At 72.4% G+C, this 11,941-nt stretch carries 10 protein-coding genes; 7 read left to right on the top strand and 3 right to left on the bottom strand.

Annotated features, from left to right (window positions below):
- Positions 1-411: 411 nt before the first annotated feature.
- Both ACZ4SW_RS02165 and ACZ4SW_RS02160 read right to left on the bottom strand, forming a co-directional pair.
- Positions 412-1,356, bottom strand: coding sequence for a DeoR/GlpR family DNA-binding transcription regulator (locus tag ACZ4SW_RS02165; RefSeq protein WP_468236658.1), 945 nt, complete (start codon positions 1,354-1,356; stop codon positions 412-414).
- Positions 1,357-1,557: 201 nt separating this feature from the next.
- The gene (locus ACZ4SW_RS02160; RefSeq protein ID WP_468236655.1) at positions 1,558-3,006 is read right to left on the bottom strand and encodes an NAD(P)H-quinone dehydrogenase; all 1,449 of its coding nucleotides are present in this window, start codon (positions 3,004-3,006) and stop codon (positions 1,558-1,560) included.
- A gap of 96 nt (positions 3,007-3,102) precedes the next feature.
- On the opposite strand from ACZ4SW_RS02160, the gene ACZ4SW_RS02155 reads away from it, so the two are divergent.
- The 4 genes from ACZ4SW_RS02155 to hemC all read left to right on the top strand — a co-directional run bounded on the left by ACZ4SW_RS02155 (position 3,103) and on the right by hemC (position 7,435).
- Positions 3,103-3,543: a gamma-glutamylcyclotransferase family protein gene (locus tag ACZ4SW_RS02155; RefSeq protein ID WP_468236653.1), complete on the top strand. Its 441-nt coding sequence runs from the start codon at positions 3,103-3,105 to the stop codon at positions 3,541-3,543.
- A gap of 113 nt (positions 3,544-3,656) precedes the next feature.
- Positions 3,657-4,481 (top strand): purine-nucleoside phosphorylase, encoded by an 825-nt coding sequence (locus ACZ4SW_RS02150; protein ID WP_468236650.1) that lies wholly within the window; start codon positions 3,657-3,659, stop codon positions 4,479-4,481.
- A gap of 188 nt (positions 4,482-4,669) precedes the next feature.
- Positions 4,670-6,301, top strand: coding sequence for a phospho-sugar mutase (locus tag ACZ4SW_RS02145; protein ID WP_468236648.1), 1,632 nt, complete (start codon positions 4,670-4,672; stop codon positions 6,299-6,301).
- Between the two features lie 201 nt (positions 6,302-6,502).
- On the top strand, positions 6,503-7,435 hold the full coding sequence (gene hemC / locus ACZ4SW_RS02140) for a hydroxymethylbilane synthase (RefSeq protein WP_468236646.1): 933 nt from the start codon (positions 6,503-6,505) through the stop codon (positions 7,433-7,435).
- A gap of 212 nt (positions 7,436-7,647) precedes the next feature.
- Here hemC and ACZ4SW_RS02135 read toward each other — a convergent pair whose 3' ends face one another.
- On the bottom strand, positions 7,648-8,346 hold the full coding sequence (locus ACZ4SW_RS02135; protein ID WP_468236643.1) for a PH domain-containing protein: 699 nt from the start codon (positions 8,344-8,346) through the stop codon (positions 7,648-7,650).
- 113 nt (positions 8,347-8,459) lie between these two features.
- Between ACZ4SW_RS02135 and deoC the strand changes: the two genes are divergently transcribed.
- From deoC to ACZ4SW_RS02120, 3 genes are read left to right on the top strand one after another with little or no spacing between them, the layout of a single operon-like run.
- Positions 8,460-9,458 carry a deoxyribose-phosphate aldolase gene (gene deoC / locus ACZ4SW_RS02130; protein WP_468236708.1) on the top strand — a complete coding sequence of 333 codons (999 nt, stop codon included), beginning with the start codon at positions 8,460-8,462 and terminating at the stop codon, positions 9,456-9,458.
- Positions 9,459-9,463: 5 nt separating this feature from the next.
- Positions 9,464-10,900: an aldehyde dehydrogenase family protein gene (locus tag ACZ4SW_RS02125; protein ID WP_468236640.1), complete on the top strand. Its 1,437-nt coding sequence runs from the start codon at positions 9,464-9,466 to the stop codon at positions 10,898-10,900.
- A complete protein-coding gene (locus ACZ4SW_RS02120) occupies positions 10,893-11,777 on the top strand; it encodes an aldehyde dehydrogenase family protein (RefSeq protein ID WP_468236638.1) in 885 nt (294 codons plus the stop codon). Before ACZ4SW_RS02125 ends, ACZ4SW_RS02120 begins: the two co-directional genes overlap by 8 nt.
- Positions 11,778-11,941: the final 164 nt, after the last annotated feature.

Below are 11,941 nucleotides of genomic sequence, written 5' to 3'. Positions count from 1 at the left end.
CAGCCCCTCAACGCGCACAAGGCCGGCACCATCAAGGGCCTGACCGCCGAGGTCGGCGCCTCCATCACCTCCGGCGCCGCCATCTGCGAGATCAAGGACTGACGGCACGGACACCGCACCACCCGGCGGACCGGGAGCCGGCTCCGCCGGGTGCCTGCCGGGCGCCGTCCACCGGCTGGACGCGGTCGTCCGGCGACGGACGGGCGGTCCGGCCGTGGACCCGGTGTCCCCGGTCGAGACGACCCCACAGCCTGCGCGAAGCCGCCCCGGCCTGCGCGGCCACGAGGACGACGGCGCACCGGAGGCACCCGGGCCGGCGGCGGTGCAGCGGCTGCGGCGGACGGGGCCGGGCGCCCGCGGCCGACGAGACCGGCGCCTTCGGCCGACGAGGCGGCACGTCCGCACCCGAGGTCAGCGGCGGCGCAGGTCCGCGACCCGGGCGCGCTCTCCCGTGGCATGCTCGCCGAGGGCCGTCGCGCTGCGGAGCTGCGGGCCGGGGGCCTGACTGCGGCGGGGGCCCGGGAGGGGGACGTCCCGGCGTTGCCGGCCGCCCGCCGGGACCGCGTCCGCGCCCGAAGGCCCGGCGACCGCGATCCGCACACCCTGGTCGGCCAGCGCCTGAAGCTCCGTCGCCGCGCGGTCGTCGTGCGCCGGGGGCTCGTCCGTCACCAGCCGGGTGATGACGTCCGTGGGCACCGTCTGGAACATCGTGTCCGTGCCGAGCTTGGTGTGGTCGGCGAGCACCACGACCTCGGCCGCCGCCTGGACCAGCGCCCGGTCCACGGATGCCGACAGCATGTTCGACGTGGAGAGCCCGCGCTCGGCGGTGAGCCCGCTCCCGGACAGGAAGGCCTTGGAGACCCTGAGGCCCTGAAGCGACTGCTCCGCACCGCTGCCCACCAGCGCGTAGTTCGAGCCGCGCAGGGTGCCGCCGGTCATCACCACCTCCACGCGGTTGGCGTGCGCCAGCGCCTGGGCGACCAGGAGCGAGTTGGTGACGACCGTCAGCCCGGGCACCCGCGCGAGCCGGCGGGCCAGCTCCTGCGTGGTCGTACCCGCCCCGACGACGATGGCCTCGCCCTCTTCGACGAAGCCCGCGGCGAGGTCGGCGATGGCCGTCTTCTCGGCGGTGGCGAGATGGGACTTCTGCGGGAAGCCGGACTCCCGGGTGAAACCACCCGGCAGGACCGCACCGCCGTGCCGGCGGTCGAGGAGTCCTTCGGCCTCCAGTGCACGCACGTCCCGCCGTACGGTCACTTCGGAGGTCTGGACGACACGGGCGAGCTCACGGAGCGACACGGCTCCGTTCGCCCGCACCATTTCGAGGATCAATTGGCGACGTTCTGCAGCGAACACGAAACTGACAGTAACCCCAACGTCCGTCTGCTTTCAGCAGTTTGCGCCGAATAACAGAAGTTGTTCGCACGGCGGGGCGGAGAGTGGTATAGGTGCCCGATCCATGCCCTTCCGGGCCGCCCCCGCCGCACGCACCGGCGACGGCCGGCCGCGACCGGGCCCCTGACCTGCGGGGCGGCCGGAAACCGGGCCGTTGGGCCGTCAGCCCTCGCCCGACGTCTTGCGGTTGTGAAGCTGCCGTGCCACCTCGGCGATCGAGCCCGACAGGGAGGGGTACACGGTGAAGGCGTTCGCGATCTGTTCGACCGTCAGATTGTTGTCGACCGCGATCGAGATGGGGTGGATCAGTTCCGAGGCGCGCGGTGCGACCACGACACCGCCGACGACGATCCCCGTGCCCGGGCGGCAGAAGATCTTCACGAAGCCGTCCCGGATGCCCTGCATCTTCGCGCGCGGGTTGCGCAGCAGCGGCAGCTTGACCACCCGGGCGTCGATCTTGCCCGCGTCGACGTCGGCCTGGGTGTAGCCGACGGTCGCGATCTCGGGGTCGGTGAAGACGTTCGAGGAGACGGTCTTCAGGTTGAGCGGGGCCACCGCGTCGCCGAGGAAGTGGTACATGGCGATGCGGCCCTGCATGGCGGCCACGGACGCGAGCGCGAAGACACCGGTCACGTCACCGGCCGCGTACACGCCGGGAGCCGTCGTCCGGGAGACCTTGTCCGTCCAGATGTGCCCGGACTCGCGCAGCTTGACCCCGGCCTCCTCCAGGCCCATCCCACTGCTGTTGGGTATGGCGCCGACGGCCATCAGGCAGTGCGAACCCGTGATCACGCGCCCGTCGGAGAGGGTGACCTCGACCCGGTCGCCCACGCGCTTGGCGGACTGCGCGCGGGAACGGGCCATGACGTTCATGCCGCGGCGGCGGAAGACGTCCTCGAGGACGGCGGCGGCGTCGGGGTCCTCGCCCGGCAGGACGCGGTCGCGCGAGGAGACGAGGGTGACCTTGGATCCGAGGGCCTGGTAGGCGCCGGCGAACTCGGCACCGGTGACACCGGATCCGACGACGATGAGTTCCTCGGGCAGTTCGTCGAGGTCGTAGACCTGGGTCCAGTTGAGGATCCGCTCGCCGTCGGGCTGGGCGTCGGGCAGCTCGCGCGGGTGGCCGCCGGTGGCGATGAGCACGGCGTCGGCGGTGAGCGTCTCCTCGCTGCCGTCCGCGGCCCGTACGACGACCTTGCGGGAGCCGTCCAGGGCCTGCATGCCCTCCAGTCGGCCGCGGCCGCGCATGACCCGGGCGCCGGCGCGCGTGACGGAGGCGGTGATGTCGTGGGACTGGGCCAGCGCGAGCCGCTTGACCCGTCGGTTGACCTTGCCGAGGTCGACGCCGACCACGCGGGCGGCCTGCTCCAGGGGCGGCGTGTCGTCGGCGACGATGATTCCGAGCTCTTCGTAGGAGGAGTCGAAGGTGGTCATCACCTCAGCCGTCGCGATGAGCGTCTTGGACGGCACGCAGTCGGTGAGCACCGACGCCCCGCCCAGACCGTCGCAGTCGACGACGGTCACCTCCGCGCCGAGCTGCGCGGCCACCAGCGCCGCTTCGTATCCGCCGGGTCCGCCACCGATGATCACGATCCGAGTCACGTACTCCATTGTCCCGCACCCCTCGGGCGACGCTCCTCCTGGGGGCGGCCGGGTGATGCATCTGTTACGGGAGAGGCGGGGGAAGCGCTGCCGTACCCTCGATCCATGTCGCTCTACGCCGCGTACGCCGGCAATCTCGACGCGCGGCTGATGACCCGCCGCGCACCCCACTCGCCGCTGCGGGCCACCGGCTGGCTGAACGGCTGGCGGCTGACCTTCGGCGGCGAGCACATGGGGTGGGACGGCGCCCTGGCGACGATCGTGGAGGACCCGCTGTCGCAGGTCTTCGTCGCGCTGTACGACATCGCGCCGATGGACGAGGAGTCGATGGACCGCTGGGAGGGCGTGGGCCTCGACGTCTACCGCCGCCTGCGCAGCGTCCGTGTCCACACCCTGGAGGGCGAGGAGACGGCGTGGACGTACGTCCTCAACGCCTACGAGGGCGGCCTCCCCTCGGCCCGGTACCTCGGCGAGGTCGCGGACGCGGCGGAGTCCGCGGGGGCACCGCACGACTATGTGATGGAACTGCGCAAGCGGCCCTGCTGACCCCTGCGCGTTCGCCGTTCCGGTGCTGTCGTCGGAAACGACAAGACAACGATCGCATCGACGTGAGCTCCGTCATCTACGCGCGTAGGCCAAGACCGGCTACCCTCATGCGCGTGAACGCATCTCTTCTTCCGGACGACATCCAGGGCGACCCCTACGCCGCCGCCGACGCCGCCGCCGCGCGCCTGCGCGAGCTGACGGGTGCCGAGACCCACGACGTCGCCCTCGTGATGGGCTCCGGCTGGGCTCCGGCCGTCGACGCGCTCGGCGCACCCGCGGCCGAGCACCACGTCACCGAGCTGCCCGGCTTCCCGCCGCCGGCCGTCGAGGGCCACGGCGGCAAGATCCGCTCGTACCGGATCGGCGACAAGCGCGCCCTGGTCTTCCTCGGGCGTACGCACTACTACGAGGGCCGCGGCGTCGCCGCCGTCGCGCACGGCGTCCGCACCGCCGTCGCCGCCGGTGCCAAGACCGTCGTCCTCACCAACGGCTGCGGCGGCCTGCGCGAGACGATGCGTCCCGGCCAGCCGGTCCTGATCAGCGACCACATCAACCTGACCGCGACCTCCCCGATCGTCGGCGCCAACTTCGTCGACCTCACCGACCTGTACTCCCCGCGGCTGCGCGCCCTGTGCAAGGAGATCGACCCCACCCTCGAGGAGGGCGTCTACGCGCAGTTCACCGGCCCGCACTACGAGACCCCGGCGGAGATCCGCATGGCCCGCACCATCGGCGCGGACCTGGTCGGCATGTCGACGGTCCTCGAGGCCATCGCCGCGCGCGAGGCGGGCGCCGAGGTCCTCGGCATCTCCCTGGTCACCAACCTGGCCGCGGGCATGACGGGCGAGCCGCTGAACCACGAGGAGGTCCTGCAGGCGGGCCGCGACTCCGCGACGCGGATGGGGGCGCTGCTGGCGAAGGTGCTGGAACGGCTGTGACCGTGCCGGGGGCTCCGCCCCCGGACGCCGTGCGACCCCTGCGGCCGTGGTCGCCGACACGGGCCGAGCGGCGCCGCCCCTGCGCCGACCGGCGGCCGTGCTGCACTGGACGGGAAAGGGATGCGACAGGCGTCCCTGTCCGCCGCCGCACCCCGAGACCCACGACCCCTACGAGAGGTTGACCCGACGTGCACGACGAACTCCTCGCACGGGCCAAGGCGTGGCTGGCCGAGGACCCCGACGCGGACACCCGTGACGAACTCGCCGAGCTCATCGACGCCGGGGACGTCGCCGAGCTCGCCGCGCGCTTCAGCGGCACCCTCCAGTTCGGCACCGCCGGCCTGCGCGGCGAACTCGGCGCCGGCCCCCAGCGCATGAACCGCTCCGTGGTCATCCGCGCCGCCGCGGGTCTGGCCGCGTACCTCAAGGGCAAGGGCCACACCGACGGCCTCGTCGTCATCGGCTACGACGCCCGCCACAAGTCCGCCGACTTCGCCCGGGACACCGCTGCCGTCATGACGGGCGCGGGCCTGCGTGCGGCGCTCCTCCCCCGGCCCCTGCCCACCCCCGTCCTCGCCTTCGCCATCCGGCACCTCGGCGCGGTCGCCGGTGTGGAGGTCACCGCCAGCCACAACCCGCCGCGCGACAACGGCTACAAGGTCTACCTGGGCGACGGCTCGCAGATCGTGCCCCCGGCCGACGCCGAGATCGCCGCCGAGATCGCCGCGATCACGACCCTCGCCTCGGTCCCCCGCCCGGACTCCGGCTGGGAGGTCCTCGCCGAGGACGTCCTCGACGCCTACCTCGCCCGCACGGACGCCGTCCTCGCCGCGGACTCCCCGCGCACCGCCCGCACCGTCTACACCGCGATGCACGGCGTCGGCAAGGACGTCCTCCTCGCCGCCTTCGCCCGGGCCGGTTTCCCCGAGCCCGTCCTCGTCGCCGAGCAGGCCGATCCCGACCCGGACTTCCCGACGGTCGCCTTCCCCAACCCGGAAGAGCCCGGCGCCATGGACCTCGCCTTCGCCAAGGCCCGCGAGACGGACCCGGACCTGGTCATCGCCAACGACCCGGACGCCGACCGCTGCGCCGTGGCCGTGCAGGACGGCGGCGACTGGCGCATGCTCCGCGGCGACGAGGTCGGCGCCCTGCTGGCGGCCCACCTGGTCCAACGCGGAGCCACCGGCACCTTCGCCGAGTCGATCGTGTCCTCCTCCCTCCTCGGCCGCATCGCCGAGAAGGCGGGCCTGCCGTACGAGGAGACCCTGACCGGCTTCAAGTGGATCGCCCGCGTGGAGGGCCTGCGCTACGGCTACGAGGAGGCGCTCGGCTACTGCGTCGACCCGGACGGCGTACGGGACAAGGACGGGATCACGGCCGCGCTGCTGATCACTGAGCTCGCCTCGCTGCTGAAGTCGCAGGGCCGCACGCTCCTGGACCTCCTCGACGACCTCGCCGTCGAGCACGGCCTGCACGCCACGGACCAGCTCTCGGTCCGCGTCCAGGACCTGTCGGTCATCGCCGACGCGATGCGCCGCCTGCGCGAGCAGCCCCCGACCGCGCTCGCGGGCCTGCCGATCACCCGGTCGGAGGACCTCACGCAGGGCACGGACACGCTGCCGCCCACCGACGGCCTGCGCTACACGCTCGACGGCGCCCGTGTGATCGTCCGCCCCAGCGGCACGGAGCCCAAGCTCAAGTGCTACCTGGAGGTCGTGGTCCCGGTCACCGCGCGCGCCGACCTCCCGGCGGCCCGCACCAGGGCCGCGGACCTGCTGGCGTCGATCAAGCGGGACCTGTCCGCCGCAGCCGGCATCTGACGGCCCCTGTAGGCCCGCTGATGGCCCGCCCGGAACCGCCCGGGCGGGCCATCGCGCCGACCGCGGCCCGCGAGCGCGCCCCCTACTCCACGTCATTCCACGTCGCCGACGACGCGCTTTCCCAGGCCGCACGGCCGGAGGGCCATCAGCGGCTTCCGGGCGCGTCATCGCCGCCCGCCCGCGAAGGTCTATCGTGCCTTCATGCCAAGTGACCTGCTGCGCATCGTCTCCCGCGACTCCCCCATGGCGCTCGCCCAGGTGGAACGCGTCCGAGCCGAACTGGCCGCGCTCCACCCGACGGTGCGCACCGAGGTCGTCCCGGTGAAGACCACCGGCGACAAGTGGATGGGCGACCTCTCCCGCGTCGAGGGAAAGGGTGCGTTCACCAAGGAAGTGGACGCCGCCCTCCTCGCCGGTCAGGCGGACCTCGCCGTCCACTGCGTCAAGGACATCCCCGCCGACCGGCCCCTCCCGGCCGGGACCGTCTTCGCGGCCTTCCTCAAGCGCGACGACATCCGTGACGCCCTGGTCGACTCCGCCGGCCGCACCCTGGCGGAACTGCCCGACGGCACCCGCGTCGGCACCTCGTCCGTGCGCCGGATCGCCCAGCTCGCCGCGTCCCACCCGCACCTGGAGTGCGTCCCGATGCGCGGCAACGCGAACCGCCGCCTGGAGAAGCTCGCCGCCGGGGAAGCCGACGCCCTCCTCCTCGCCCTGTCCGGCCTGGAACGGATCGGCCGCACCGACGCGATCAGCGAGGTCCTGCCCGTCGAGACGATGGTGCCGCCGATCGGCGCGGGGGTTCTCGCCCTCCAGTGCCGCGAGGACGACACCGAGACCATCGAGACCGTCAGCGGCCTCGGCGACCCGGACACGCACCGCGAGATGCTCGCCGAGCGCATGTTCCTGCACGTCCTCCAGGGCCACTGCAACAGCCCGATCGCCGGCTTCGCACGCGCCGGACGCGGCGGAGAACTCTCCCTGCGGGCGTGCGTGTTCACCCCGGACGGCAAGACGGTGCTCAACGCCCACGAGTGGGCGGGCCGCCTCGATCCCGCGACCCTCGGCACGTCCGTCGCCGTCTCCCTGCTGCGCCAGGGCGCACGCGAACTGATCGACGGCATCGCGCACTAGGAGCGGTCGGTCATCCTCGGGGAAGCAATCGGAGGGTTCGTCCCGACAGGCGACGAAAATCGGAGGGTTCGTCCCGACAGGCGGCGAAGAACTTGCGGGACAGTCACCACGCCGGGCCCCCACCCACGGGTCGAACCCTCCACAACGCCCCCGACAGCGTACGGAAGGCCGGTGAGCGCCCCGCCCGCCCCCGGGGCCGCCGCCCGGTCCGCTCAGCCCACCGCCAGCAGCACCGCGAGCACCACCGCTCCCGCGAGCGCCGGTCCCGCGATCTCGTACGCCCAGCGGACCGTCACCTCGCCCTGGGCCGTCTCGGCGTTCTCGCGGGTCTCCTGCAGCTCGCGCAGGTCGTCCATGATCTGGTCGGTCGCGGCGCGGACGGGTCCGCCCTCCCCGGCGGTGTCCGGCTGAACGGGGACCGGCCGGGAGAAACCCAGGAGGCCGGGACGCCGCTGCCCAAGGCCGTCCCCGCGCTCCCCGGCCGCGGTCCGCGCCTGCTGCCGTACCGCCCTCTTGCGCGCCCGCATCGACACGGGCACCGCCCACAGCTGGTACTTGGTGCCGGACTTGGTGATGACCTCGTTGGAGTAACCGGACCGCAGCGCCGCGACCTGGCCCCACGGCAGGACGATCACGCGGAAGGGGTTGCGGATGCGGAGGCGGTCGTCGTTGACGTAGACGGCCGGCCGCAGGGTGAAGGCGACCACCAGCGGCACGATGAGGATCATCACGGCGAGCGCCAGCCACGGGGAGCGCCCGTGGCCGGTGAACAGCGCGTCGAAGCCGAGCCAGGCGATGATGGCGAGCAGCAGGACGCCGCCCGCGATGCCTCCGGACGACCGGTGGACCCGGTCCCGGAACTCGGGGGCCGGCGGCTGCGGCGCTGGTGACTCGTGCTCGGGCGTCGTCATGGTCCCGATTCTGCCCGACGGGCGGCCGGGCGGTGGTGGGCGGTCTCACCGGTTGCGGCGGGCGCCGGGGGGTGTACAGCCGCTACGCGCGTAGATATGCTCGCCTGGTGACCATGCCCACCTCCCCCAAGCTCTCGGCTTCGCTCGAGCAGGGTGGTACCCCCACCCCTCGCACGCACGCTCTCGCCGACGTCGCCGCGTCGGACAGCACGCTGCGCCGCTTCCTCCACGGGCTGCCCGGCGTCGACGCGGTCGGCCTGGAGGCGCGCGCCGCCTCACTCGGCACCCGTTCCATCAAGACCACCGCGAAGGCGTACGCCATCGACCTCGCCATCTCGATGGTCGACCTGACGACGCTGGAAGGCGCGGACACCCCGGGCAAGGTCCGGGCGCTCGGCGCCAAGGCGGTCCGCCCCGACCCGACGGACCGTACGGCCCCGACGACCGCGGCGGTGTGCGTCTACCCCGACATGGTGGCCGTCGCCAAGGAGGCCGTCGCGGGCTCCGGCGTGAAGGTGGCCTCGGTCGCCACCGCCTTCCCGGCCGGCCGCGCCGCCCTGGAGGTGAAGCTGGCCGACGTGCGCGAGGCAGTCGCCGCCGGCGCGGACGAGATCGACATGGTCATCGACCGCGGGGCGTTCCTCGCGGGCAGGTACCTGAAGGTCTACGACGAGATCACCGCCGTGAAGGAGGCCTGCGGGACGTCCGCCCGCCTGAAGGTCATCTTCGAAACCGGCGAGCTGTCGACGTACGACAACATCCGGCGCGCGAGCTGGCTCGGCATGCTGGCGGGCGCCGACTTCATCAAGACGTCGACGGGCAAGGTCGCCGTCAACGCGACGCCCGCCAACACCCTCCTCATGCTGGAGGCCGTGCGCGACTTCCGCGCCCAGACCGGCGTCCAGGTCGGTGTGAAGCCGGCCGGCGGCATCCGCACCAGCAAGGACGCGATCAAGTTCCTCGTCCTGGTCAACGAGACCGTCGGCGAGGACTGGCTGGACAACCACTGGTTCCGCTTCGGCGCCTCCTCGCTCCTGAACGACCTGCTGATGCAGCGTCAGAAGCTGGCCACCGGCCGCTACTCCGGCCCCGACTACGTGACGGTGGACTGATCACCATGGCATCCGCATTCGAGTACGCACCGGCGCCCGAGTCGCGCTCGATCGTCGACATCGCCCCCTCCTACGGCCTGTTCATCGACGGCGAGTTCGCGGAGGCGGCCGACGGCAGGGTCTTCAAGACGGTCAGCCCGTCGACCGAGGAGGTCCTCTCCGAGGTCGCCCGGGCCGGTGCCGAGGACGTCGACCGGGCGGTGAAGGCCGCCCGCAAGGCCTTCGAGAAGTGGTCGGCGCTGCCCGGCTCCGAGCGCGCCAAGTACCTGTTCCGCATCGCCCGGATCATCCAGGAGCGCAGCCGCGAGCTGGCCGTCCTGGAGACGCTGGACAACGGCAAGCCGATCAAGGAGACCCGCGACGCGGACCTGCCCCTGGTCGCCGCGCACTTCTTCTACTACGCGGGCTGGGCGGACAAGCTGGACCACGCCGGCTTCGGCACGGACCCGCGTCCGCTGGGCGTGGCCGGCCAGGTCATCCCCTGGAACTTCCCCCTGCTGATGCTGGCCTGGAAGATCGCCCCGGCGCTCGCCACCGGCAACACGGTCGTCCTGAAGCCGGCCGAGACGACCCCGCTCTCCGCCCTGTTCTTCGCGGACATCTGCCGCCAGGCGGGCCTGCCCAAGGGTGTCGTCAACATCCTTCCGGGCTACGGCGACGCGGGCGCCGCGCTCGTCGCGCACCCGGACGTGAACAAGGTCGCCTTCACCGGCTCCACGGCCGTCGGCAAGGAGATCGCCCGCACGGTCGCCGGTACGAAGAAGAAGCTCACCCTCGAACTGGGCGGCAAGGGCGCCAACATCGTCTTCGACGACGCCCCGGTCGACCAGGCCGTCGAGGGCATCGTGAACGGCATCTTCTTCAACCAGGGCCAGGTGTGCTGCGCGGGCTCCCGTCTCCTCGTCCAGGAGTCGGTCCAGGAGGAGGTGCTGGACTCCCTCAAGCGCCGCCTGTCCACGCTGCGCCTCGGCGACCCGCTGGACAAGAACACCGACATCGGCGCGATCAACTCCGCCGAGCAGCTCGCCCGGATCACCGCGCTCGCCGAGCAGGGCGAGGCGGAGGGCGCCGAGCGCTGGTCCCCGGCCTGCGAACTCCCCTCCTCCGGCTACTGGTTCGCCCCGACGCTCTTCACGAACGTCACCCAGGCGCACACCATCGCCCGCGACGAGATCTTCGGCCCGGTGCTGTCGGTCCTCACCTTCCGCACGCCGGAGGAGGCCGTCGCCAAGGCGAACAACACGCAGTACGGCCTGTCCGCGGGCATCTGGACCGAGAAGGGCTCCCGGATCCTGGCGGTCGCGGGCAAGCTGCGCGCCGGTGTCGTCTGGTCCAACACGTTCAACAAGTTCGACCCGACCTCGCCGTTCGGCGGCTACAAGGAGTCGGGCTTCGGCCGCGAGGGCGGCCGCCACGGCCTGGAGGCTTACCTCGATGTCTGACCGTTTGAGCGTCTTCAAGACCTACAAGCTGTACGTCGGCGGGAAGTTCCCGCGTTCCGAGAGCGGCCGGGTGTACGAGGTGATCGACTCGAAGGGCAACTGGCTGGCGAACGCGCCCCTCTCCTCCCGCAAGGACGCCCGTGACGCGGTGGTCGCGGCGCGCAAGGCCTTCGGCGGCTGGTCCGGTGCGACGGCGTACAACCGCGGCCAGGTCCTCTACCGCGTCGCGGAGATGCTGGAGGGCCGCAGGGAGCAGTTCGTGCGCGAAGTGGCCGACGCGGAGGGGCTGTCCAAGTCCAAGGCGGCCGCGGTCGTGGACGCGACCGTCGACCGCTGGGTCTGGTACGCGGGCTGGACCGACAAGATCGCCCAGGTGATCGGCGGCGCCAACCCGGTGGCGGGCCCGTTCTTCAACCTGTCCTCGCCCGAGCCGACGGGCGTGGTGGCCGTACTGGCCCCGCAGGAGTCGTCCTTCCTCGGCCTGGTCTCGGTCGTGGCCCCCGTGATCGCCACCGGCAACACGGCGGTCGTCGTGGCCTCCGAGAAGGCCCCGCTGCCCGCCCTGTCGCTGGGCGAGGTGCTGGCCACCTCGGACGTTCCCGGTGGCGTGGTCAACGTCCTGTCCGGCCGTACGGCGGAGATCGCGGCGCCGTTGGCCGCGCACCAGGACGTCAACGCGATCGATCTGGCCGGCGCCGACGAGGTGCTGGCGAAGGAGCTGGAGATCGCGGCGGCGGACAACCTGAAGCGCGTTCTTCGTCCACAGCCTGTGGATTACTTCGAGACGCCCGGCATCGAGCGCATGACCGCCTTCCTGGAGACGAAGACGGTCTGGCACCCGACGGGTTCGCTGGGCGCGTCCGGTTCGTCGTACTGACGCCTCCCCACGGGCCGCCGCGCCGTTCTGGACCGGCGGCGCGGAGGTCCAGGCCCCCACAGCCGCAGAGCCGCGCTTTCCCCGTCCAGGGGGAGCGCGGCTCTGCGTGGCTCTGCCTACCCCGCCGACCGGTGCCGGCCCGGCGCGTCGGCGGTAGCCGGTCA

Source organism: Streptomyces sp. NPDC028331 (assembly GCF_055565775.1).
Note: the sequence above shows the minus strand (reverse complement) of the source record. Positions and strands in the feature narration are given on the sequence as shown.